The organism is Kitasatospora sp. NPDC127060 (assembly GCF_042724935.1).
GTDB lineage: Bacteria > Actinomycetota > Actinomycetes > Streptomycetales > Streptomycetaceae > Kitasatospora.
On sequence record NZ_JBHXEG010000001.1, the window covers coordinates 288817 to 312578 of the forward strand.

Genomic DNA, 23762 nt, shown 5'->3' on the forward strand with positions numbered 1-23762 from the left:
GGGGCCCGCGCGGACGATGCGGGAAGCCCGCGGGGACGGTGCGGGAGACGGCGAGGTCTTGGGCCGATCGGATGATCGTCGGATCGGATCCGAGGGTCTATAGGGTAGGAAAAGTTCCTTCTAGGGTTGGATGTCCCGGATCTGTGGGATCGCCAGCAGATACCACGGGACATGGCAGGTCCTCCGGGCCTGTCTTTTTTCTATGTGCGGAGGAAATGTCGATGGGTCAGGCCGCCGGTTCGCCGGATCACCGAACGACCGCCGTGAGAACAACGCCCGCCGGCGGACGGCGCCGGGCCGTCCGGGTCGCCGTGGCCACCGCCGTGGCCGCGGTGCCGCTGGCCGCCGTGCTGACGGTCGGTTGGGCCGCCCCGCTGGCCCCGCCGCTGGGTGCCTGTTCCGGTCCCGACTGCCCCGCCACCTGGCCGCCGCCGCACAACGGCGACTTCCCCGGGCGGGACGCCACGATCAACGTGTTCACCGGTGGCGACTACACCGTCAACGGCCGTGCGGCCGAGGCCGAGGGCAAGATCGTCACGCTGGGGAACCTGACCGTCGACAAGAACGGCGGCGGCATCTACAACATGGGTGTCGTGGGCGTCGGGTCCCGCGTCGTGCCGCCGAACGGCAGCGACTTCGTCACCACCGGCGGCAACGTCGACGCGAAGAGCGGCAGCTCGATCCTGATCGGCGGCAGTGACTCCCACGGTCCGGCCTTCGGCAACCTGCGCCACGCGGGCAGCGTCACCGGCACCGTCACCATCGACCCCACCGGCCAGTCGATCCAGGACCCGAACGCGGCCGCGCCGTACCAGGACGTGCTGACCCAGATCGAGGAGGTCTCCGACTGCGTCGGGCGGGCCACCGCGACCGGCACCGTCGACGTCTCCGCCAGCCAGGCCACCCTCACCGGTGACGGAGTCAGCATGAAGCAGGTCTTCAACGTCTCCCGGGACCTGGCCTCGCCGAGCGGCGGCCAGATCGGCCTGGTCTTCGCCAACATCCCGGCCGGGGCCACCGTCGTGGTGAACATGCTCGGGGACAGCCCGGTCATCAACACCTACACGGGCACCGGCCAGCCGGGCGACCAGACCACCGACATGCGCTCCAAGCTGATGTACAACTTCCCGACCGCGACCAACGCCCGGATCCTGGGCAGCGCCCAGTTCCAGGGCGCGGTCCTGGCGGGCAACCCGGGCGGCACCACGACCCTCGCCCAGCCGGGCGTGAACGGCCGGGTGTACCTCGCGGGCAACCTGATCCACACCGGGACGGGCGGCTACGAGATCCACAGCTACCCGTTCGACGGGGACCTGCCGGACTGCAAGGTGACGCCGAGCCCGACGCCGACCTCGCCCTCGCCGAGCCCCACCTCGCCGTCGCCGACCTCGCCGTCGCCGACATCGCCGTCCCCGACCTCCCCCTCCCCGACATCGCCGTCCCCGACGTCGCCGTCCCCGACGTCGCCGTCCCCGACCTCGCCGTCCCCGACCTCCCCGAGCGCGAGCGCCACCTCGCCGTCGGCGAGCACGTCCACGTCGAGCGGGCACCCCGCTCCGACCAGCCACCACCCGACCGGCCACCACCCCGGTGGCGGTGGTGAGTTGCCCTCGACCGGTGCGGGCGACGCTCCGGTGGTCTTCGGGCTGGCCGGTGTCGGCCTGCTCGGGCTGGGCGGTCTCGCCGTCCTGGCCGCCCGCCGCCGCGGCCGCCACAGCTGACGGGTCGCGCCGACGCGAAGGCCGCCCGGTCGATCCGACCGGGCGGCCTTCGCCGTACTGCGGCCGGTGCACCGAGTTGACCCGGATCCGCGTGTTGACGATCGAGCCGCCGCCGCCGGCCGCCCGCATCGCCGGGACGACGGTCTTCATCCCGAACCCCGGTGAAGACGCCGGTCAGGCTGATGTCCAGGACCTTCCGGTTACGTCACCGCGCCCCGACGGGAGAACCTTTCCTCCCGCCACTCGCCGCTCGCCAGCACCTCGGCCAGCTGCCGGGCCGCGTCCCACACCTCGGTGTACGAGAGGTAGAGCGGCGTGAAGCCGAAGCGCATCAGGTCCGGCGCGCGGAAGTCCCCGATCACCCCGCGGGCGATCAGGGCCTGCACCACCGGGTAGCCGTCCGCGTGCCGCAGCGCGACCTGGCTGCCCCGCCGGGTGTGCTCGCGCGGGGTCACCACCTCGACCCCGTCCAGGCCCTCGACCAGCGAGACGAACAGGTCGGTCAGCGCCAGGCTCTTGGCTCGTACGGCGGCCAGGTCGGCCCGCTCCCAGATGTCCAGCGAGACCTCCAGCGAGGCCTGGCCGAGCAGCGAGGGCGAGCTGGTCAGGAAGCGCCCGATGCCGGGCTTGGGGTCGTAGCCGGGCTCGAAGGCGAACGGGCGGGCGTGCCCGAACCAGCCGCTCAGCGGTTGCCGCGGACCGGCCGCCAGGTGCCGCTCGGCGACGTACAGGAAGGCCGGTGAGCCGGGGCCGGAGTTCAGGTACTTGTAGGTGCAGCCGACCGCGAAGTCCGCGTTCGCGGCGCCAAGTTCGACCGGCAGCGCGCCCACCGAGTGGCACACGTCCCAGATCATCAGGGCGCCCGCGGCCTGCACCCGGGCGGTGATCCCGGGCATGTCCAGCAGCTCGCCGGTGCGGTAGTCCACGTGCGACAGGACCACCGCGGCGACGTCGCCGTCCAGGTGCCGGTCCAGCTCCTCGGGGCGGATCAGCACGCTGCGCCCGCCCTCGGTCAGGCCGGTCACGCCCTCGGCGATGTACAGGTCGGTCGGGAAGGCCTCGACGTCGCCGAGCACCGTGCGCCGCTCCGGGCGCAGCCGCAGCGCGGCGGCGAGCACCTTGAACAGGTTCACCGAGGTGGTGTCGCAGACGACCACCTCCGCCGGATCGGCGCCGATCAGCGGCGCGATCCGCCGTCCCAGCCGGTACGGCTGCTCGAACCAGCCGGCGTCGTTCCAGCTGCGGATCAGCTCCCGGCCCCACTCCTGCTCGACCACCCGGGCCACCCGCTCCGGGGTGCGCACCGGCAGGGCGCCCAGCGAGTTGCCGTCCAGGTAGATCACCCCGTCCGGCAGGGTGAACTCCTTGCGGAACTCCGCCAGCGGGTCGACGGCGTCCAGCGCCGCGCACTCCTCGCGCGTGATCATGCCCATCCCTCGTCCGTCGCTTCTGCTCACAGCTCGTCCCGGATCGCCCACAGCTCCGGGAACACGTCCTGCTCGGCGGCCTTGCGCAGCCAGGTCAGCCCGCTGGAACCGCCCGAGCCGGGCTTGCCGCCCATGGTCCGCTTGACCGAGCTCAGGTGACGCTGGCGCCAGCGGGTGACCCGCTCGGCCACGTCCAGCAGCGTCTCGCCGAGCGGCTGCAGCTCCGCGAACTCCGGTTCGGTGTAGACCCGGCGCCAGGCCGCGGCGGCCTCCTCGGAGGGGCGGTAGCGCTGCTCCGAGGCCTCCGGGAGCACCGCCAGGCCGCGCCGGGCCAGCAGCCCGAGCGCCTCGTCGTACAGGCCGGGGGAGCGCAGTGCCTCGGTCAACTCGGCCTGGACCTCGGGCATTTCGCCGTACATGTTGAGCAGTGCGGCGTTCTTGTTGCCGAGCAGGAACTCCAGGTGCAGGAAGGCCGAGGACTGGAAGCCGGAGGCCTCGCCGAACAGGGCACGGAAGGAGTTGAACTCCTGCGGCGTCATGGTGGCCAGCAGGTCCCAGGACTCCACCAGCACGTCCTGCACATGGGTGCCGCGGCGCAGTGCGGCCAGCGCGCCGGTCAGGTCGTCCTCGCGCAGCGCCTGCCGGGCGATCGTCCACTCGTGCCGCAGCAGGTCGAAGAGCAGCTCCATCACCTGGGTGGTGACGATGAACGACAGCTCGGCCGGCTCCTTGCTGCGTGGGTGCTGGAGGCTGTGCAGCTCCTCCAGGCGCACGTACTGCGCGTACGGGGTGCCCCGACCCGGCCGGCCGCCCCGACCGAACGACAGGTTGGGTGTCTCCACCGTGTCGTGCCCCATCCCGATCCCTCCTGATCCGTCCGGGCCTGGTCGCCCGGGACCGGCGGAGCGGACGGAAGTCCTGGTTCCACCGGGGAGCCCATTGTGCGGCGCCGTGGCCCCCCGCTTGAATGGCCGATGAGCACCGCAACCGTGCTTCGGGTTGTCGTTCGCGAGGCGTTCGGTCGATCTGCTTAATGAATGTAAAACCGCTGATCGCAACGCATCCCAGGAGCCGTCATGGACGCCGTCGACCGCCGCCTGCTGGCCGAACTGCAGGCCGACGCCAGGCTCTCGTACAACGAACTCTCCCGCCGGGTGAGCCTGTCCGCACCCGCGGTGGCCGAACGGGTCCGCCGCCTGGAGGCGGACGGGGTGATCAGCGGCTACCACGCCCACGTCGACCCCACCCGGGCCGGGCTGCCGATCACCGCACTGGTCCAGGTCCAGTGCTACGGCCCGCGCTGCGTGCTGCGCGACCCCGAGGTGGCGACCTGGCCGGAGGTGCTGCAGCTGCACCGGGTCACCGGCGGGGCGTGCTGCGTGCTGCTGGTCGCGGTGGCGACGATGGCCGAGTTCGAGGCGCTCTGCGACCGGCTCGGCGGGTACGGGCCGCCCGCCAGCTCGATGATCCTCTCCAGCCCGGTGCCCTGGCGTCCGCTGCTGCCGAACTGACGGCCGGGCGGCACCGTCGGCCGTGCGTTGACGTCGGCCGTGCGATGACGTCGGCCGTGCGATGACGTCGGCCGTGCGTTGACGTCGACGTCAGGGAGTAGGTTCCTCGGCATGCCGAACGAGCGCAACATCCTGCTGCTGTCCGGGAGCCTGCGGGCCGGCTCCGCCAACGAGGCCGTGCTGCGCACCGCCGCCGCGGTGGCCGACGCCCTGCCGGGCCTCCGGACCACGTACTACCCGGGCCTGGCCGGACTGCCGCACTTCAACCCGGACCACGACACCGACCCGCTGCCGGAGCCGGTGGCCGCGCTGCGGGCGGCGATCGGGGCGGCCGACGCACTGCTGGTCTGCACCCCCGAGTACGCCGGGACGTTGCCGGGGGCCTTCAAGAACCTGTTGGACTGGACGGTCGGCGGGACCGAGATCTCGGACAAGCCCGCGGCCTGGATCAACTGCGCCGGCCCGGGCCGCGGCGGGGGCGCCGCGGCCACCCTGGGCACGGTGCTCGGCTACACCGGCGCGGCGGTGCTGGCGGAGGCCTGCGTCCGGATCCCGCTGGAGCGCGGCGCGATCGGCCCGGACGGGCTGGTCGCCGACCCGGCGGTGCGCGGGCGGATCGGCGAGGTGCTGGCCCGCCTGGCGGCCGGCTGAGCCGACGCGGTCGGTGCGCCGCGGTCGGGGTGCGGTGCGGTCAGTGCGCCGCCGGCAGGTGCACCCCGAGCCCGGCCAGGCCCTCCAGGAACAGCTCGACGCCGACCGCCGCCAGCAGCAGGCCGAGCAACCGGGACAGCACCTCCAGCGAGGTGCTGTGGGTGCGCCGCATCAGCGGTGCGAGGACGGCCACGCAGACGTAGTTGAGCGCCACCACGGCCACGTACGCCCCGGCGACGGCGGCCTTCCAGCCCCAGTCGTCCCGGTTGAGCGAGGAGACCAGCACGGCGGTGATCGCGAGCGGGCTGGCGATGTACGGCAGCAGCAGCTCGCGGATGCCGTCCGCCAGCGGGTTCGCCAGGTGGTCGTCGTCGTCGCCGTCCGCGCCGAGGTGCAGGCCGAAGACCAGGGCGACCGCGTAGACGAAGAAGATCGCCCCGCCGGCGAGTTGCAGCGACTGGTCGCTGATGTGGAAGAGGGTGGTGACCTCGTCCGCCCCGAAGCCGAGCACAAGGCCGATCACCGCCGAGATGACGGTGCTCAGCGCGGCCAGGCCGCGCAGCTCCCGGTTGCTGCGGGTACCGGCCAGCCGGGCGAAGGACAGCATGGTCTTCGGCGGGCCGACCACGGCGAAGAAGGTGATGAAGGCGCTGCCGAGGTTGAAGACGAACATGCGCCCAGCATGACCGCGGCGCCGGGTGCGACCGCTCCGCCACGCCACGCCCCGCGCTCGGGCGTGGCGCGAATCTCCCCGTTCGCGGTTCATTCCGTGCAGTGGGCGGATTCGCCCGGATGGCGGTCCCGGCTCGAACGGGCGAGCGCTCTCGGGTGCCATGGAGGTAGGTGCCACGGAGGTGGGTGCGACCGCTCCCCGGCGGTACGACCACTCCTCGGCGGAAACGAGGATGCGACATGTGCCTGAACCGTAAGGACCTGGGCCTGCTGGCCCTGCGCAGTGCGGTCGGCGGGGTGCTGATCGCGCACGGCACCCAGAAGCTGTTCGGCTGGTTCGGTGGCGCCGGCCTGGAGGGGACCACCCAGGCGATGGACCACATGGGCTTCCACCCGGCCCGGGAGAGCGCCATCGCGGCGGGCCTCGGCGAGGCGGGCGGCGGCGCGCTGCTGGTGGCCGGGCTGGCCACCCCGGCGGCCGGCGCGGTGGTCGCCGGGACAATGGCCGGCGCCGTGGCGGTGCACGCTCCGGCGGGTTTCTTCATGACCGGTGGCGGCTACGAGTACCCGGCGTTCCTCGGCGCGACCGGGCTGGCGATCGGGCTGGCCGGCCCGGGGCGGTACTCCCTGGACCACTGCACCGGGCACGTCTTCGACCGGCCGTGGGTCGGCGCGCTGGCCTTCGTGGCGAGCGCGGCGGGCGCGTACGGGGTGGTGGCGCGGCGCCGTCACCTGGTGCGGCTGCGCGAGGAGCGGGCGGCGGTGGAGGCGGACGAGCAGGAGGGATCCGGGCTGTCGTAGGGCCGCTCCGCCGGTTCCCGTTCGGCGCTTCGCACCCGGCGGTTCCCGTCCGGCGGTTCCCGTCCGGCGTCCGGCGGTCGGCGGTCGGCGGTTCGCGTTCGGCGCCGCGCGCCCGGTGGGAAGTGTCGGACCCGCTCCGGGGCGCGGCCCGGGCGTCACCCGGAGGCAGCACCCCTGCTGGCGGGGGTGGCGGCCGGCTCGGAGGGTGGGCGGGGAGTGTGCCGGGCAGCCCGGCGCCGGGAAGGAACGAGGATTCCATGGACCGCACGGACCGTCGGCCACCCGTCCGAGCCGTCTCCGGGCCGCGCCCGGCCGTACCGGTGAAACGTCAACACAGGTTCGCCGCAGGGGTGTTGGCCGCCGCCGTGCTGGGTTCGGCGGTGCTGGCCGGCTGCTCCTCCGGCAAGAGTGTGAGCAGCTCGGCCTCCTCGGCGGCCGGGGAGGCGCAGAAGCTGGCGAGCGCCGCGGCCTCCGCCGCCTCGGCACTGGCCTCGGCGGCCGGCGGGGTGGGCGGGGCGATCTCCTCGGCGGAGGCGGAGGCCTCGTCGGCGATCTCCGCGGCCTCCTCGGCGGTCGCCGGGATCAAGGGCGGCCTGGATGCCAAGGGGGACGTCTCGGTCGGGTCGGTGTCGACCGGCTCGGACGGCAAGCCGCAGGTGCAGCTGACCGTCACCAACCACGGGCAGCAGTCGTACCGGTACGTGATCCAGGTGAACTTCACCGACGGGAGCGGCAAGCTGCTGGACGCGACCGCGGTGACGGTCGACGACGTGGCCGCGGGCGGGAGCGCCCAGGCGACCGCGCACGCCAACCGGGACCTCTCCGGCACGGTCAAGGCCGAGGTGGCCAACGCCGTCCGCTACTGAACTGCCGCAGCTCAGGCCCGGTGTGCGGCCGCGGTCGGCGCGGGGCGGAACCTTAAGCGGGTCTCAAGGGCCAACAGCACCCCTTGACGGGGGAGTTGGTCTAGTCCATTTTTATTGCCCAGGTGCAGGGAGCCCCTGAACCGGCGTCACCGGCCTCGTGCCGGGGGCGCCGGTTCGGCACATCCCGGTGTCCGTCCAAGGCCTGCCCGCTCGATTCCCACCCCTTGTCTGTCATGTCCCGGTCGTCCGGCCCCACCCCGGATGTGCCACCCCACCGGGCGACGGAACCCCCCCACACCCAGGAGTCACGCACCCATGCTGCGCTCACGCATTGAAAGGGCCGGGACCCCGGCTCCGGACGGGCCCCGCCGGCGCCGCCCGAAGAGCCTGGCCGCCATCGCGGCCGGCACCACCGCCTCCCTGCTGCTCGGCGCGGGCCTCGCGCTGACCGGCGGCGGCGCGGCCAACGCCGCGACCACCAACTCCACCGGCGCGCCCGCCACCAGCGGCGGCATCAAGGTCGCCTACTACGACCAGTGGTCGGTCTACGCCAACGCGTACTACCCGAAGACGATCCAGGACACCGGCGTGGCCGGGAAGCTGGACTACCTGATCTACGACTTCGCCAACATCTCCCCGACCGACCTGGGCTGTTTCGAGGCGACCAAGGCCGCCGACACCAACGACAACAACCCCAATGCCGGTGACGGCGCGGCCGACGCCTTCGCGGACTACCAGAAGAGCTTCGGCGCGGACATCTCGGTGGACGGCGTCGGCGACGTCTGGAACCAGCCGATCGCGGGCAACTTCAACCAGCTCAAGAAGCTGAAGGCGAAGAACCCCAACCTCAAGATCCTGCTCTCGATCGGCGGTTGGACCTACTCCAAGTACTTCTCGTCGGCGGCCGCCACGGACGCCTCGCGCAAGCACCTGGTCTCGTCCTGCATCGACATGTTCATCAAGGGCAACCTCCCGTCCGACGCCGGCTACGGCGGTCCGGGTACGGGCAAGGGCATCTTCGACGGCATCGACATCGACTGGGAGTACCCGGGCGGCGGCGGCCACACCGGCAACATCTCCAGCCCGGCCGACAAGCAGAACTTCACCCTGCTGCTGCAGGAGTTCCGCAACCAGCTGGACGCCCAGGGCAAGGCCGACAGCAAGTCCTACGCCCTGTCGGCGGCGGTCGGCGCCGGCCAGGACAAGATCATGAACGTCGAGACCGACAAGATCGGTCAGTACCTGACCTTCCTCGACGTCATGACCTACGACATGCACGGCGGCTGGGACCCCCAGGGGCCGACCAACCACCAGGCCCCGCTGTACTCCGGCCCGAACGATCCGTCGACCCCGGCCAAGCCGGGCAACGGCAAGTACTCGATCGACAACGCCATCAAGGCCTGGACGGCCGGCGACGCCCAGTACGGCATCCCCGGCGGCTTCCCGGCCAACAAGATCAACATGGGCGTGCCGTTCTACTACCGCGGCTGGACCGGCGTCCAGAACAACGGCAAGAACGGCCTCTTCCAGCCCGCCACCGCCCCGGCGGCCGGCGCCGCGATGTCCGGCAACGTCCCGGGCATCCAGATGTACAAGGAGCTGGCCGGCTTCGTCGACAACCCGTCCAAGACCTACTGGGACGACGACGCCAAGGCCGCCTACTTCTACGACGGCAACACCTTCTGGAGCGGTGAGAACGCCAAGTCCGTCCAGGCCAAGCTCGACTACGCGCACTGCAACGGCCTCGGCGGCTCCTTCGCCTTCTCGCTGTACGACCTGGGTACCAACACCACCCTGTTCGACACGATGGTGAACGCCACCAACGGCTCCGCGGCCGGCTGCCCGGCCCCGCCGACCGGCACCCCGACCCCGACCCAGACTCCGACCGGTACCCCCACGGGCACGCCGACCGGGACCCCGACCGGCACGCCCACCGGTACCCCGACCGGCACCCCGTCCTCGCCGGCGACCTGCCCGGCCGCCCCGAGCTGGGACCCGAACGCCACCTACGCGGCCGGCGGCACCAAGGTCTCCTGGAAGGGCCACTACTACACCAACAAGTGGTGGACCAAGGGCGACGACCCGAGCCAGAGCGGCCAGTGGGGCGTCTGGACCGACAACGGCCCCTGCTGAGCGGCTGAGCGGCTGAGCGGCTGAGCGGTACCTGACCTGGAACGAGTCCGGCCCGCCGGGGGAGCACCCCCCCGGCGGGCCGGACTCACGTGTCTCCGCCGGACCGGCGTCACGGGGCCAGGTCGGCCGTGCGCCCGAGCGCGTCCGGCTGGCTCTCCTCGATCCGCCGCAGCATCCGGGCCAGCAGGGCGGAGAGCGCGGTGCGCTCCTCGCCCGCGATGTCCTGGAGCAGCTCCTCCTCGAACACCGCCGCCATCCGCATCGACTCCAGCCACTTGTCGCGGCCGTTCTCGGTCAGCTCGATGATCACCCGCACCCGGTTGGACTCGTCCCGCTCCCGGGTGACCAGGTCCTCGGCCACCATCCGGTCGATCCGGTGGGTCATCGCGGCCGGGGTGAGCCCCAGCCGCTTGGCCAGCTCGCCCGGCCCCAGCTGGTACGGGCTGCCGCTCACCACCAGCGCCTTGAGCACCTCCCACTCGGCGGAGGTGATTCCGAGCACAGTCAGCTGCCGGTCGTACGCGACGCCCATCCGCCGGGAGACCCGGTTGAGGGTCTGCACGATCGTCTCGACCTGAGGGTCGACGGTGGGGAACTCCCGCTGGTAGAGGGCAACTTGCTCGGCGATGCCGAGCTCCAGGGGAGTGCTCCGCGGCGGTTTGTCGGCAGCCGGCGACGGCTTGTCCGTAGTCATGCGGACCAGTGTCGCACGGGCGTGCACTCCTTAAGCCTTTGACTCCGCAGTCTTCCGGTGCTAAGACTTTATCTCGTCACAGTTTAGGTCTGAAATCTTCCGGGCTTAAGAGTTCCAGTCGAAACAGAGAAGGGATGTGCACGGTGACCGGCACGGTGAAGCAGCAGAGGCAGCAGCGCGGGGCGGGCGGCCCGCTGCGCCGCGTCCAGATCGGCAACGCGCTCAGTGCGTTCGGCAGCGGGTTCACGATGCCGTACATGTTCGTGTACGTGGACCAGGTGCGCGGGCTGGGTTCGCTGGCGGCCGGGATGGTGTTCACCGTCTTCGCGCTGGCGGCGCTGGCCGTGCTCCCGTTCACCGGGCGCGGCATCGACCGCCACGGTCCCCGTCCGGTGCTGCTGGTGGGTGCGGCACTGGCCTCCACCGGCGCGTTCGCCTTCGGCCACGCCACCGGCACCCCGGCCCTGCTGGTCTCCTCGTTCCTGTTCGGCGCCGGTGTCACCACCTGCCAGCCGGCGCTCGCCACGATGATCGTCCGCTGCTCCACGGCGGCGACCCGCTCGCACGCCTTCGCGCTGCAGTTCACCCTGGTCAACCTGGGCATGGGCATCGGCGCGCTGGTCGGCGGGCAGATCGTGAACGTCGCCGACCCGGCCAGCCTCACCCGGCTGTTCACCATCGAGGCGATCACCTTCCTCGGCCTGGCCCTGGTCACCGGCACCGCACGGATGCCCAAGGCCCAGCTGAGCGTCGTCCAGCGGCAGGGCGACGGCCCGACGGGCCTGCGCGCCCTGCTCGCCGACAAGGCGATGGTGCGGCTCAGCATCCTCGCCGGGCTGATCTTCTTCACCTGCTACGGCCAGTTCGAGTCCGGCGTCGCGGCCTTCGCCACCGACACCGTCGGCACCGCGCCGTCCACCCTGGGCCTCGCGATCGGCGCCAACGCGGTGACCATCGTGGTGCTGCAGATGTTCATGGTGCGGATCACCGCGCGCCGCCGCCGCACCACCGCGATGGCCGCGGCCGGCGTGGTCTGGCTCGGCGCCTGGGCGATGGCCCTGGTGGCCGGCCTGATCCGGACCGAGACCATGGCCGCCACGGTCGCCATCGTCTCGATCTACGCCCTGTTCGGTGTCGGGGAGTCGCTGCTCGCGCCCACCATGGGCCCGATGGTCGCGGACCTCGCCCCGGCCCGGCTGCTCGGCACCTACAACTCCGGGTACGCCCTGGTGAAGCAGATCGCGATCGCGGTCGGCCCGGCCGTCGGCGTGCTGCTGGTCGGCTCCGGCACCTGGCCGCTCTACCTCGCGGCCATGGCGGGCTCGACGCTGCTGATCGTCCTGCTGGCGCTGCGGCTGCGCCCGTACCTCACGGCCGAGCAGGACAACGCGGCTCCGGCCGTGGTCCGCACCCCGGCCCCGGTCCGGGAGCTGCAGACGGCCGCCTGACGGGCCACGGGCCCGCGCGCCGCAGCCGCGCGAGGGCGTGCGCCCCGGCCGCGCAAGGGTGTTCGAGGCGGGCGCCGGCCAGGTCACCTGGTCGGCGCCGGTCGCGCTTGGCTTCCCGGGCACCGCCACATAGTGTCAGTGGCTGTTGACCGCCCGGCCCCGGCCAGGGCAGCAGACCCGGGTCCGGCGCGGCAGTCGCGGGCCCCGCAGACAGGCGAATCGGCGAGGCTATGACGCAAGCGGCGCTCACGCACCCCCCGGCGGCCCGGGCCACCGCCGACCCGGATCCGGCACCGGCCCCGCGCGGAGGTCCGCTCCGCTGGGCGGCCGACCACTCCGGCTGGCTCGGCCCGATCGGCGTCGCGGTCTTCGCGGGCCTGCTGCGGTTCTGGAACCTCGGCTACCCCAACGCCTTCGTCTTCGACGAGACGTACTACCCCAAGGACGCCTGGTCCCTGCTCCAGCAGGGCTACGAGGGCACCTGGCCCGACCATGCCAACGCCGACATCCTGGCCGCCCCGCAGTCCGTCCCGCTCACCTCCGCGCCCGAGTTCATCGCCCACCCGCCGCTCGGCAAATGGGTGATGGCGATCGGCGAACAGCTGTTCGGGCTGCATCCCTTCGGCTGGCGGTTCATGACCGCCCTGCTCGGTACCCTCGCGGTGCTGATGCTGGCCCGGATCGGCCGCCGGCTCTTCGGCTCCACCCTGATCGGCTGCACCGCCGCCCTGCTGATGTCCGTCGACGGCCTCCAGCTGGTGATGAGCCGGGTCGGGCTGCTCGACGGCATCCAGATGTTCTTCGTACTCGCCTCCTTCGGCGCCCTGCTGGTCGACCGCGACCACGCCCGCGCCCGGCTGGCGGCGGCCACCGACGGCGACACCGTCCGGCTCGGCCTGCGCCCCTGGCGGATCGCCGCCGGGGTGCTCATCGGCGCGGCCTGCGCGGTCAAGTGGAACGGCGCCCCGATCCTGGCCGCCTTCGGCCTGCTGACCGTGCTCTGGGACCAGTCCGGCCGCCGCGGCGCCGGCGCCCGCCACCCCTGGCGCTCCATGCTGCGCCGGGACGCCGTACCCGCCTTCCTCGCCATGGTCGGCTCCGCCGTGGTGGTGTACGTCGGCGCCTGGAGCGGCTGGCTGGCCAGTGGCGCGAACGGCGAGGGCGGCTACGACCGGCACTGGGCCGACGGCCGCGCCGGGCTCTCCCCGGACCACGCCTTCGGCATCCCGCTGCCGCAGGTCTCGATGAGCTGGGTGCCCGGGCCGCTGCGCAGTCTGTGGCACTACCACTCGCAGATGTACGACTTCAACACCGGCCTGAGCACCCCGCACACCTACCAGTCCAACCCCTTCTCCTGGCTGGTCGACGGCCGCCCGGTCTCGATGTACTGGGAACCGGCCCAGGGCGGGACCCGCGGCTGCACCTCCTCCGGCGGCTGCGCGGCCCAGATCCTCGGTCTGGGCACCCCGTTCCTCTGGTGGGCGGCCTGCCTCGCGCTGGTCTACCTGCTGTGGCGCTGGTTCTTCCGCCGGGACTGGCGCTCGGGCGCCGTGCTGTGCGCGGTCGCCGGGATCTACCTGCCCTGGTTCCAGTACCAGGAGCGGACGATCTTCTCCTTCTACATGGTCGTGCTGGTGCCGTTCCTGTGCCTGGCCGTCGCCCAGATGCTCGGCGCGATCCTCGGCCCGGTGGGCTGCAGCCCCCGGCGCCGCCGGTACGGCGCGGCGGCGGCCGGGCTGATCGTGCTCGCGATCGTCGGCTGCTTCGCCTTCTTCTACCCGCTGTACACGGGCGAGGTGATCCCGATGTCGTCCTGGCAGGACCGGATGTGGTTCACCAGCTGGATCTGACGCCCGCGGTGCTCGGCGGTCGCGGTCGGGTGTTCGACGGCGTCGGGTAGGCTGGGGCGCGTTGAAGGGGAGTAGCCCTCCACCGGACCGTCGACATACTGGCCCTCACAGGCCCGGCGCCCGGGGCACCGCGCGGTTGGCGGCTGCCGGCGAGACCTTCGGCCGCAGTGCTGTGACCGTTTCCAGTGCTGTCGGGCCGAAGCGTCCCCTGACGGACCCGCCGAGGCCGGGCAGCCCGACCGAGGGATTCCTCCGATGAGTTTGACCGTTGCCGCGTTGACGTTCGGCATCATCTTCCTGGCCGAACTGCCCGACAAGACCGCGCTGGCCAGCCTGGTGCTCGGCACCAAGTACCGGGCGAGCTACGTCTTCGCGGGTGTCGCCGCCGCGATGCTGGTCCAGGTGGTGCTGGCACTGGTCGCCGGGCACCTGCTCTCGCTGCTGCCGCACCGGTGGGTGGAGGGCATCACCGGTGTGCTGTTCCTGGTCGGCGCGGCGATGCTGCTGTTCCACGGCGGGGAGGACGAGGACGAGCACGCCGCCAAGGAGCCGTCCTCGAACCGCTTCTGGAAGGTGGCCGGGACCAGCTTCCTGGTCGTCGCGGTCGCCGAGTTCGGCGACCTGACCCAGATCATGACCGCCAACCTGGCCGCCAAGTACGCCGATCCGCTGGCGGTCGGCCTCGGCTCCTGGCTGGCGCTGTGCGCGGTCGGCGGGATCGCCATCGTGGGCGGGCAGAAGCTGCTCAAGTACGTGCCGATGAAGCTGATCATCCGGGTGGCGGCGGCGATCATGGTGGTGCTGGCCGGGGTCAGCATCTTCGGGGCGATCACCGGCTGACGGTGACCGCCCACGCCGGTCGGCGCGGGCCGACGGCGGGGGGCGATGTTCCCGGCGGCGGGGGCCAGCGGCCCGGCGGTGGTGAGGACGGCCGGGGTCAGCAGCCCGGGTCGGCGGTGAGGACGGCCTGGGTCTTGGGACCGTAGACGCCGTTCTCGCCCTTGATGCGGTTCTGGCCCTGGTAGTCCTTCAGCGCCGACTGGGTCCACCAGTCGAAGGTGCCGGTGATGATCGACTTGTCGACGTAGCCGCATTCGGCCTGGTAGAGCAGCTGCTGCATCGCCTTGACGTCCGGTCCGCTCATGCCCATCTGGAGCACCCGCGGGGTCTGCGTGGCCGTCGGTGTGGGGGTGGGCGTCGGGGTCGGTGTGGGCGTCGGGGTGGGGGTCGGGGTCGGCGTGGGGGTGGGGGTGGGCGTCGGGGTCGGCGTCCTGGTCGGGCTCGGCTTGCGGGTGGGCGTGGGGGTCGGGCTCGGCGCCTCGGTGGTCGGTGCCGCGGAGTCGGTGGGCGGGGCGGCCAGGGTCGGCGGGTCCACCGGGGCGGGGGCGAGCGAGGTGCTGGGAGCCGGTGCGGCCCGGCGGGTCGGCTCGGAGGAGGGCGTCACGGCGTACGCGAGGCCCACGGTGAGCGCCAGCAGTCCGGCGCCGATGCCCGCGATCAGTCCCTTGCGCCCGGCGAACGGGCTGCGCTCGGCCTGCTCGGCTGCCCGGCGCGCGGCCCGTCCGCCGGGGGCGGCGCCGGGTTCGGGTGCGCCGTTGTCGAAGGGGAAGTAGCCGAGGTCGTCCCCGCCGCCGGGCGGGGCAGGCGGCCCCGGCTGGACCGGCTGGACCGGCTGGACCGGCGGCAGGACGCTGGTCGCGTACGCGTCCGGCGCGGGGCCCGGGACGGGCGGCAGCACGGTCGTCGCGTAGGCGTCCGCGTCCGGCCCGAGCGGGGGCGTGCCCGCTCTGCCCTGGAGACCCGGCTGACCCGACTGACCCGGCTGGACCGGCGGCAGGACAGTGGTCGCGAACGGGTCGGTGGTCAGCGGCGGCTCGTCCGCGACCTGGTCCGGCGCCTGCGGCACGTACGGGCGGACCAGCGGCGGGCCCTCCAGGTGCGGGAGGACGGCGGTCTCGTCGAGGCTCCGGTCCGGGAGGCAGCCGCACCCGGTGGAGCGGGCGGTGCCGCACGTCGGGCAGTGCTGGTCCGGCATCGGCCGGTCCTCCTCGGTTCTCGGGTCTCGCGATCGCGCCTGATTATGCAGGACGTCCCGGAGGGTGGACAGGGGCGTCCGGCCCCCGGCGGGGGTGTTGTGCCGGTTGGTGGTGGTTGGCCCCGGGGGAAACCGCCGGGGCGCGTGGGATGGCCCGGGCGCTTACGTTCGGCTCAACCGGGCGGCGCAAAACGGGACGAATCTGCCAGCATGGGGAACCGGGAGTGATCATCCACCGGGCGTCCGGTGGTCCGGCCCCGCCACCCCGCGACCCTACGGAGACGCCATGACGGACCCTCCCCCGACCTCCGGCCGCGGGTACCCCCGTGCCGCGTCCGACCGGAGCCCGGCGGCCGAGCCCGGCCCGCCGGAGGTCACCGCCCCCAACCTGTGGGTGCCCATCGGCGCCCTGCTGCTGGCGATGCTGCTCGCCGCCCTCGACCAGACCATCGTCTCCACCGCGCTGCCCACCATCGTCAGCGACCTCGGCGGCCTGGACCACCTGTCCTGGGTGGTCACCGCCTACCTGCTGGCCTCCACCGCCGCCACCCCGCTCTGGGGCAAGCTCGGCGACATGTACGGCCGGAAGCGGTTCTTCCAGGCCTCCATCGTGATCTTCCTGATCGGCTCGGTGCTCTGCGGACTCGCCCAGAACATGGGGGAGTTGATCGCCTTTCGGGCGCTCCAGGGGCTCGGCGGCGGCGGGTTGATGGTGCTCTCCCAGGCGATCGTCGGGGACCTCGTCGCCCCTCGGGACCGCGGCAAGTACCAGGGCGTCTTCGGTGCCGTCTTCGGCGTCACCAGCGTCCTCGGACCGCTGCTCGGCGGCCTGTTCGTCGACCACCTCAGCTGGCGCTGGGTCTTCTACGTCAACCTGCCGATCGGCGTCGTCGCCCTGGTGGTGATCGCCGCGGTGCTGCACGGCCTGGAGGTCCGGCGCGAGCACCGGATCGACTACCTGGGCACCGCGCTGATCGCCGCCGTCGCCACCTGCCTGGTGCTGATGACCTCGCTCGGCGGCACCACCTGGGCCTGGAGCTCCTGGCAGGTCGTCGGCCTGGGGGTGCTCGGCCTGGCGCTGCTGCTGGTCTTCGTCCAGGTGGAGCGGGCGGCCGCCGAGCCCGTCCTGCCGCTGCGGTTGTTCCGCTCGCGGACCTTCAGCCTGGTCGCGGTGATCTCCTTCGTGGTCGGGTTCGCGATGTTCGGCGCCCTCACCTACCTGCCGACCTTCCTCCAGGTGGTCCAGCAGGTCTCGCCCACCATGTCCGGCATCCACATGCTGCCGATGGTGCTCGGCATGCTGCTCACCTCGATCGGCTCCGGCCAGGTCGTCGCCCGCACCGGCCACTACCGGATCTTCCCGATCGCCGGGACGGCCGTCACCACGGTCGGCCTGCTGCTGCTCTCCCGGCTGGACGAGCACAGCAGCACGGCCGAGATGAGCCTCTACTTCCTGGTCTTCGGCCTCGGGCTGGGCCTGGTGATGCAGGTGCTGGTGCTGATCGTGCAGAACTCGGTCGGCTACCAGGACCTCGGGGTGGCCACCGCCGGCGCCACCTTCTTCCGTTCCATCGGCGCCTCCTTCGGCGTCTCCATCTTCGGGACGATCTTCGCCAGCGGCCTGCGCTCCCGGCTCGCCGACGCCCTGGCCGGGCAGCCGCTGCCACCGGGCTTCCGGGCGGAGGCGATCACCGCCGACCCCCGCCTGATCTCCCGGCTGCCCGCCGCCGCGCAGGCCGGCGTCCACCACGCGTACGCCGAGTCGATCACCCGGGTGTTCCTCTACGCGGTGCCCGTCGCGGTGGTCGCCTTCGTGCTGTCGCTGTTCCTGCGCGAGCAGAAGCTGCGCTCCACGGTGACCGCGCCCGACCTGAGCGAGTCCATCGGGATCAATCCGGTCGAACGCTCCTCCCTGGACGAGATCGCCCGCGCGCTGTCCGTACTGAGCACCCGGGAGGCCCGGCGCGACCTCTTCCGCCGGATCACCGCCACCGCCGGACTCGACCTGCTGCCCGCCTCCAGCTGGCTGCTGCTGCAGATGCACCACCACGGCTCGGTGGAGCCCGCCGAGCTGGCCGAGCGGCGGATCGTCCCGGTCTCGGTCGTCGAGGAGGCCGTCCGGGAGGTGGAGGGCCGCGGCCTCGCCGCCCGCTCCGGCGGGCTGCCGCTGCGGCTCACCGAGCCGGGGGAGGAGGCGGCGCTGCGCCTGGTCGAGGCCCGGCGCACCCAGCTCGCCGAACTGCTGGGGGACTGGGACGAGAAGGAGTACGACGACCTCGCCGCCCTGCTCACCCGACTCAGCTCCGCGCTCTGCGCCGACCAGCGCGACCGGCCCGACCCGCCGCTCGGCCCCCAGCCGCCGTACCGGGGGGAGGGCCGGTCGTTCTGAGGTCTCCTCACGGGTTCACGGGCCGCCGAACCAGCGCGGGGTGTCGAGCCGGAACGGGTCCCCGGGGGCGAGCTGCCGCAGCCCGTCCTCGATCCGGCGCAGCTGCTCCTCGCCGAGGGTGGCGGACCACTCGGCGCGCAGCTCGTCGAAGATCCGGGCGGAGCGGACCAGGCAGTCCACGCCCCGGTCGGTGAGCCGGACCACCTTGCGCCGGGCGTCGGCCGGGTCGCTGCCGCGCTCGACGTAGCCGAGCTGCTCCAGGTTCTCGACGGTCTTGCCCGCGGCCTGCTTGGAGACGCCGAGCCGGCGGCCGAGTTCGACGGCGGTGGTGCCGTGGGGGCCGATCGCCTGGAAGACGAAGCCGTGCATCGGGCGCAGGTCGGGGTGGCCCTCGCGGGCGATGCGTTCGTGCAGCTCGTCGATGATCGTCCGGAACGCGAGCAGCAGGCGCAGCGGGAGCTCGAAGCCGGGCGGGGCGGGGTCACTTGACACGATAGACAACCTCATTGACCATATAGACAACGACATTGTCCATCTTAAGGGGTTCCTTCGCCATGCCCGTGATCCGCTCCGCCGACGCCCGCCGCACCGAGACCCCGAACGCCGTCATGACCACCCTCGCCTCGCCCACCCAGGGCGCGACCGCCCTCGCCCAGTGGCGGGTCGAGATGCCCGCCGACCGGCAGGGCCCGCTGCACGCCATGGACACCGAGCAGATCTGGACCCTGCTCGCCGGCTCGGCCACCGTGGCCCTGTCCGGTGAAACCCTGACCATCGGCGCCGGCGACACCCTCGTCCTCCCCGCCGACGCGCCCCGCCGCATCACCACCGCCGAAGGCTTCACCGCCCTGGTCGCCTCCCCCTCCCCGTCCCACGCCTACAACCCGGACGCCCGCACCCCCGACGGCGCCTGCGCCCTCGCCCCGCGAGACGCGGAACGCCTCCTCCCGGCATGGATCGCCTGAACCGGCGGCGTGTGAGGTGTAGCAGACTGCTGCTCGTAGGGAGCAACCGAGCCGGCGGCCGTACGGGCCCCGGCGGACCAGTTCACTGAGGAGCGGCATGTCCGTTGTCAAGATCAACGTACTGACGGTGCCAGCCGAGCAGCGCGAGGTGCTGGAGAAGCGCTTCGCTTCCCGCGCCGGTTCGGTGGAGGGCTCGGACGGCTTCGAGTGGTTCGAGCTGCTGCGCCCGGTCGAGGGGACCGACCAGTACCTGGTCTACACCCGCTGGCGTGACGAGGAGTCCTTCAAGGCCTGGATGGAGGGCCCGATGAAGTCCGCCCACCAGGGCGGCGGCGAGGGCGGCGAGGCCCCGAAGCGGCCGGCCGCCTCGGGCTCCACGCTGTGGTCCTTCGAGGTCGTCCAGTCGGCCGGCCCGAAGGCCTGACGGTCGGGCAGGGCCTGTCGAACGGCGCGCTCCGGGGTTCCGGGGTGCGCCGTTCGCCGTTTCCGTGCCGGTTGCGGGAGTTCAGGCCGCGGCGGCGCAGAGGACCTCGCGCAGGCCGGGGACGCTCTCGCGGTCGGCTCGCCAGACCAGGCGGAGGCGGAGGGGCGGGGGAGCGAGGGGGAGGCGGACCAGGGTGCCGGCGGTCAGGGCGTCCTGGACGGCGAAGTCGGGAAGCAGGGCGACGCCGAGGCCCTGTTCGGCGCAGGCGCGGGTGACGGCGACGCCGCCGGTGCGGACGCGTTCGACGTCGTTGCCGAGCAGGCGTTCGCCGGCGAGCCGGAAGGAGCAGGCGGGGGCGTTCACCAGGAGGCGCCGGCCGCGCAGGTCCTCGCGGGTGAGGGTGGTGGTGCCGCCGAGCGGGTGGGTCGGGGAGGCGACCAGGGCGAGCGGGACCTCCTTGAGGTCGAGGTGGTCGAGCGGGGCGGGTGGCAGGTAGAAGCCGAGTTCGCCGAGCGGGCCGGCGGTGTCCAGGATGAGCGCGGCCTCCAGGGCCCCGGCCGCGACGCCGCCGAGCAGGCCGTCCCGGGTGGTGCCGGTGTGCAGGGAGACGTCGAGGTCGGGGCGGCGTTCGGCGAGCCGGGCCAGCACGGTCGGGACGTGGGTCGCCGCTATGGTCTCCAGCGCGCCGAGCCGCAGCCGGGCGCGGTCGGCGGCCACCTCCCGCCGGGCCTGTTCGGCCTGGTCGAGCAGTCTGCGGCACCAGGGCAGCAGCCGTTCGCCGGCCGCGGTGAGGGTCATGCCGCGCGGGGCCCGGTCGAACAGCTCGATGGCCAGGCTGCGTTCGAGGACGCGGATCTGCTCGGCGACCGAGGAGGGGGCGACGCCGAGCGCCACGGCGGCGGCGGGGACGGTGCGGTGGGTGACCACGGCTTCGAAGACCCGCAACTGACGAAGTTCCACTGGTTTCTCCGGTTCCCCCGAACGCCCGCGCGTGGTCGGATGGCCCGCCCGGCGCGGGTGGCCCGCGGGCGGGTCGCGGTGCGGCTCGTGTCGAGGTGCTGCGTTGTTGTGTTCGCGATGGTGCTGCCGGTGTTGCGGGACAGCGTACGGCTGCGTTCGGGTGTTCCGAACGGTTCGCGCGGAATCACCGGTGGGACGGATTCCGGGGGGAGGCGTAGCGTGGGCGGCCTTCCCCCACCCCTCATCGGGCCCCTGGAGGACTCAGGTGATCGCCGGGATTGTTCAACTGGGCAGTTTCCAGAGCTGGTTGGCGCTTGCTTGGCAGTCCTGGATCTGGAGCCTGGTCCAGTCGGCGCTGCTGCCGTCGCGGGCGTCCAGACAGCGGTTGGAGACGGGGTTGAGGAGGGTGCCGTCGGGGCGGGGCAGCCAGTGTTGGGCGCCGGTGCCGTTGCAGTCGTAGAGCTGGGCGGGTGTGCCGGCGTCGGTCCAGCCGTTGGTGACGTCCAGGCACTTGCCGAAGGCTCGTAGCGAGCCGTCCTGTTGGACGGACCAGTCCTGGGCGCCGGTGGAGTTGCAGCGGTAGAGCTGGACGGCGGCGCCGTTGACGGTCGAGGCCCGGGCGATGTCCACGCACTGTCCGGCGATGCCGGTCAGCGGGCCGCTCGGGCGGGGGGTGGCCCAGTGCTGTTCCGCGGCGCCCGTGCAGTTCCGCAGCAGCAGGTGGCCGTCGGCGGCCGCGAGGCAGCGGCCGGAGGCGGGGTGCAGGATGGAGGCGTCCGAAGGCTGCTGCCAGACCTGCTCGGTGGCGCCCGTGCAGTCCTGCAGCCGGACGGCGGCGCCGTCCGCCGGGCCGTCGGGGGTGAGGCAGCGGTCGAGGAGGCCGATGCTGCCGCCCGAGCCCACCGTGGCGTCCTGGGCCGCGGTGGCCGCGCAACTCGTGAGCCGTACCGGCGAGTCGGCGTCCGTCGCGTCCAGGCAGGAGCCGTCGGCGCCGGTGATCCGCCCGGACCAGGTGGAGACGGCGGGGGAGCCCGCCGCGTTCACCGTGCCCCGCAGCCGGGGTGCACGGGAGGAGGAGCCGACCGTCAGGTCGTACTGCCCGCCGGGCACGGCCCAGCCGTGGACGCCCGCGTCCCAGACGGCGAAGGCGGAGCGGTCCAGCCGCAGTTCCACGTGGGTCGAACCGCCCGGCGCCAGCGTGACCTTGTCGAAGGCCTTGAGCTGTTGCGGCGGCTCGCCGGCCGCCGACGGGAAGGTCAGGTACAGCTGGGGCACCTCGGTGCCGGTCCGGGTGCCCCGGTTGGCGAGGTCGAAGCCGACGCGCACCCGGCCGGCCTGGTCAGGGCCGGCCACGGTGAGGCCGCTGTAGTCGAAGGTGGTGTAGGAGAGGCCGTGGCCGAAGGGGAACAGCGGGGCGGTGCCGCTGGCGTCGTACCAGCGGTAGCCGGTGCCGAGGCGCTCGGTGTAGTGGTAGGCGCCGTCGGTGCCCGGGTACTGGCCGGCGTCCTGGACGGGGGTCGCGTTCGAGGAGGTCGGGAAGGTGACGGGCAACCGCCCGGCCGGGTCGGTGTCGCCGAACAGCACGTCGGCGAGCGCGGCGCCGCTCTGCTCGCCCGGGTACCAGGCCTCGACCACGGCGGGCACCGCGTCCAGCCACGGCATGGTGACCGGCCCGCCGGTGTCGAGCACCACCACGGTGCGCGGGTTCGCCCCGGCGACGGCCCGGATCAGTGCGTCGTCGGCCGCGGCCAGGTCGAGGGAGCCGCGGTCGGCGCCCTCGGTCTCCTGGTCACCGACCACCACCACCGCGGCGTCCGCCCCTGCGGCCACCGCGGCCGCTGCGGTCGCGTCGTCGCCCGGGTGGTAGCGCACCTCGGTGCTCGCACCGACCCGGGCCGCGATGCCTTGCCGGGGCGTGACCGTGTGCTCGGGGTACGGGATGACGTGCGAGGAGCCGCCACCGCCGGTGTACGCGTGGTCCGCCCAGGGGCCGATCACCGCGACGGACTTCATCCGGGTGGCGTCGAGCGGCAGGGCGGCGTTCTCGTTGCGCAGCAGCACGGTTCCGGCGGCAGCGGCCGTCCGGGCGGCGCGCGCTCCGGCGGCCGGATCGGAGGCGGGCGCGGCGGCGCCGTCGAGCGCCCCCGTGCGCGCCATCAGCCGCAGCACCCGTCGGACCTGGTCGTCCAGCACGGCCGGGGCGAGCCGGCCGTCGGCCGCCGCCGCGGGCAGCTCGGCGAAGTACGTCGAACCGCCGAACTCCTGGTCCAGGCCGCCCGCCGCGGCGTTGACGGAGGAATGGGTCGCCGGGTAGTCGGAGCCGACCACCCCGTCGAAGCCCCAGCGGCCCTTCAGCACGTCGCGCAGCAGCGGGAAGTTCTCGCACGCCCAGATGCCGTTGACCGGGTTGTAGCCGCACATCGCCGACCAGGCCCGGCCGTCCCGGACGGCCGCCCGGAAGGCGGGCAGCTCGATCTCGGCCAGCGTGCGCTCGTCCACGTCCGAGCTGTACGACTGGCGGTTGTCCTCCTGGTTGTTGGCCGCGTAGTGCTTGACCTGCGCGGCGACGTGCTGGGCCTGGATGCCGCGCACCTCGGCGGCGGCGAGCTGCCCGGCGAGGTACGGGTCCTCGCCCAGCGTCTCGAAGTCCCTGCCACCCTGCGGGATCCGGACGATGTTCACCATCGGCCCGTACAGCACCTGGTAGCCGCGCGCCCGCGCCTCCCGGCCCAGCACGTCGCCGTACGTCGTCGCGAGCGCGGGGTCGAAGGCGGCGGCCAGCGCGACCGGCGCGGGCAGGGCCGTCGCCGGCCGGCCGTCCCGTACCCCGGCCGGGCCGTCGGAGAGCAGCAGAGGCGGGATGCCGAGCCGGGGCACGCCCGCGACGTAGCCGACGGAGTGCACGCCGGGCGGGGCGTCCAGGCCGCGCAGGAGGGTGACCTTCTCGTCGGTGGTGAGCTGGGAGAGCAGGTGCTCGATGCGCTGCTCCTGCCCGCCGTCCGTCGGCTCCTGAGGGGCGGCGACGGCGTTGCCGGTGGTGACGGCGGCCAGGAGGCAGGCGCCGAGGCCGAGACGGAGGATCCGCGTGCGCAGGGGTCGCAGGGGGGGACGTCGCATGGCAACCACCACCGATCGACGGAGTCGTAGCTGGTCAGGTAGGTCCGATGAACTGACGATCTGTCAAATCTACGACGGTTCGACCCAGGACGGCAGGT

General features: G+C 73.0%; 20 protein-coding genes. 12 read left to right on the forward strand and 8 right to left on the reverse strand.

The features are described 5' to 3' along the window. Positions 1-263: 263 nt before the first annotated feature. Entirely contained in the window at positions 264-1721 is a 1458-nt protein-coding gene (locus ACFWIS_RS01270) for a choice-of-anchor A family protein (protein WP_380455334.1), read from the forward strand. A gap of 200 nt (positions 1722-1921) precedes the next feature. Here the strand turns inward: ACFWIS_RS01270 and kynU are convergent, their stop codons facing one another. Both kynU and ACFWIS_RS01280 read right to left on the reverse strand, forming a co-directional pair. Continuing rightward, positions 1922-3148 carry a kynureninase gene (gene kynU / locus ACFWIS_RS01275; protein WP_380455387.1) on the reverse strand — a complete coding sequence of 409 codons (1227 nt, stop codon included), beginning with the start codon at positions 3146-3148 and terminating at the stop codon, positions 1922-1924. Between the two features lie 26 nt (positions 3149-3174). Further along, positions 3175-4005 (reverse strand): tryptophan 2,3-dioxygenase, encoded by an 831-nt coding sequence (locus ACFWIS_RS01280; RefSeq protein WP_380455332.1) that lies wholly within the window; start codon positions 4003-4005, stop codon positions 3175-3177. 219 nt (positions 4006-4224) lie between these two features. Between ACFWIS_RS01280 and ACFWIS_RS01285 the strand changes: the two genes are divergently transcribed. Together ACFWIS_RS01285 and ACFWIS_RS01290 are read left to right on the forward strand one after the other, a co-directional pair. Then, positions 4225-4659 carry an Lrp/AsnC family transcriptional regulator gene (locus tag ACFWIS_RS01285; RefSeq protein ID WP_033348146.1) on the forward strand — a complete coding sequence of 145 codons (435 nt, stop codon included), beginning with the start codon at positions 4225-4227 and terminating at the stop codon, positions 4657-4659. A 111-nt stretch (positions 4660-4770) separates the two neighbouring features. Then, positions 4771-5310: an NADPH-dependent FMN reductase gene (locus ACFWIS_RS01290; RefSeq protein ID WP_380455330.1), complete on the forward strand. Its 540-nt coding sequence runs from the start codon at positions 4771-4773 to the stop codon at positions 5308-5310. Positions 5311-5350: 40 nt separating this feature from the next. Here ACFWIS_RS01290 and ACFWIS_RS01295 read toward each other — a convergent pair whose 3' ends face one another. Then, a complete protein-coding gene (locus ACFWIS_RS01295) occupies positions 5351-5983 on the reverse strand; it encodes a MarC family protein (RefSeq protein ID WP_380455328.1) in 633 nt (210 codons plus the stop codon). 239 nt (positions 5984-6222) lie between these two features. Between ACFWIS_RS01295 and ACFWIS_RS01300 the strand changes: the two genes are divergently transcribed. The 3 genes from ACFWIS_RS01300 to ACFWIS_RS01310 all read left to right on the forward strand — a co-directional run bounded on the left by ACFWIS_RS01300 (position 6223) and on the right by ACFWIS_RS01310 (position 9782). Further along, a complete protein-coding gene (locus ACFWIS_RS01300; protein WP_380455326.1) occupies positions 6223-6783 on the forward strand; it encodes a DoxX family protein in 561 nt (186 codons plus the stop codon). A 350-nt stretch (positions 6784-7133) separates the two neighbouring features. Next, positions 7134-7649, forward strand: coding sequence for an FxLYD domain-containing protein (locus ACFWIS_RS01305; RefSeq protein ID WP_380455324.1), 516 nt, complete (start codon positions 7134-7136; stop codon positions 7647-7649). A 315-nt stretch (positions 7650-7964) separates the two neighbouring features. Next, entirely contained in the window at positions 7965-9782 is a 1818-nt protein-coding gene (locus ACFWIS_RS01310) for a glycosyl hydrolase family 18 protein (protein ID WP_380455323.1), read from the forward strand. 109 nt (positions 9783-9891) lie between these two features. Here ACFWIS_RS01310 and ACFWIS_RS01315 read toward each other — a convergent pair whose 3' ends face one another. Then, positions 9892-10476 (reverse strand): MarR family winged helix-turn-helix transcriptional regulator, encoded by a 585-nt coding sequence (locus ACFWIS_RS01315; protein WP_380455321.1) that lies wholly within the window; start codon positions 10474-10476, stop codon positions 9892-9894. A 155-nt stretch (positions 10477-10631) separates the two neighbouring features. Between ACFWIS_RS01315 and ACFWIS_RS01320 the strand changes: the two genes are divergently transcribed. From ACFWIS_RS01320 to ACFWIS_RS01330, 3 genes are all read left to right on the forward strand, one after another. Next, on the forward strand, positions 10632-11924 hold the full coding sequence (locus ACFWIS_RS01320; RefSeq protein WP_380523440.1) for an MFS transporter: 1293 nt from the start codon (positions 10632-10634) through the stop codon (positions 11922-11924). A 230-nt stretch (positions 11925-12154) separates the two neighbouring features. Then, complete coding sequence (locus ACFWIS_RS01325; RefSeq protein WP_380455317.1) at positions 12155-13774, forward strand: dolichyl-phosphate-mannose--protein mannosyltransferase; 1620 nt, start codon at positions 12155-12157, stop codon at positions 13772-13774. A gap of 255 nt (positions 13775-14029) precedes the next feature. Next, positions 14030-14614, forward strand: coding sequence for a TMEM165/GDT1 family protein (locus tag ACFWIS_RS01330; RefSeq protein ID WP_380455315.1), 585 nt, complete (start codon positions 14030-14032; stop codon positions 14612-14614). A gap of 97 nt (positions 14615-14711) precedes the next feature. Here ACFWIS_RS01330 and ACFWIS_RS01335 read toward each other — a convergent pair whose 3' ends face one another. Beyond that, positions 14712-15809: a peptidoglycan-binding protein gene (locus ACFWIS_RS01335; RefSeq protein ID WP_380455313.1), complete on the reverse strand. Its 1098-nt coding sequence runs from the start codon at positions 15807-15809 to the stop codon at positions 14712-14714. Between the two features lie 286 nt (positions 15810-16095). Between ACFWIS_RS01335 and ACFWIS_RS01340 the strand changes: the two genes are divergently transcribed. After that, on the forward strand, positions 16096-18198 hold the full coding sequence (locus tag ACFWIS_RS01340; protein ID WP_380455312.1) for a DHA2 family efflux MFS transporter permease subunit: 2103 nt from the start codon (positions 16096-16098) through the stop codon (positions 18196-18198). A 15-nt stretch (positions 18199-18213) separates the two neighbouring features. On the opposite strand, the gene ACFWIS_RS01345 is transcribed toward ACFWIS_RS01340, so the two are convergent. Beyond that, positions 18214-18690 (reverse strand): MarR family winged helix-turn-helix transcriptional regulator, encoded by a 477-nt coding sequence (locus tag ACFWIS_RS01345; RefSeq protein ID WP_380523442.1) that lies wholly within the window; start codon positions 18688-18690, stop codon positions 18214-18216. Between the two features lie 62 nt (positions 18691-18752). Here ACFWIS_RS01345 and ACFWIS_RS01350 point away from each other — a divergent pair, with 62 nt between their 5' ends. Both ACFWIS_RS01350 and ACFWIS_RS01355 read left to right on the forward strand, forming a co-directional pair. Continuing rightward, the gene (locus ACFWIS_RS01350) at positions 18753-19163 is read left to right on the forward strand and encodes a cupin domain-containing protein (RefSeq protein ID WP_380455308.1); all 411 of its coding nucleotides are present in this window, start codon (positions 18753-18755) and stop codon (positions 19161-19163) included. Positions 19164-19260: 97 nt separating this feature from the next. Further along, positions 19261-19587: an antibiotic biosynthesis monooxygenase family protein gene (locus tag ACFWIS_RS01355; RefSeq protein WP_380455306.1), complete on the forward strand. Its 327-nt coding sequence runs from the start codon at positions 19261-19263 to the stop codon at positions 19585-19587. 81 nt (positions 19588-19668) lie between these two features. Here the strand turns inward: ACFWIS_RS01355 and ACFWIS_RS01360 are convergent, their stop codons facing one another. After that, entirely contained in the window at positions 19669-20547 is an 879-nt protein-coding gene (locus ACFWIS_RS01360) for a LysR family transcriptional regulator (RefSeq protein ID WP_380455304.1), read from the reverse strand. 282 nt (positions 20548-20829) lie between these two features. Continuing rightward, complete coding sequence (locus tag ACFWIS_RS01365) at positions 20830-23664, reverse strand: glycoside hydrolase family 3 C-terminal domain-containing protein (protein ID WP_380455302.1); 2835 nt, start codon at positions 23662-23664, stop codon at positions 20830-20832. Positions 23665-23762 lie beyond the last annotated feature (98 nt).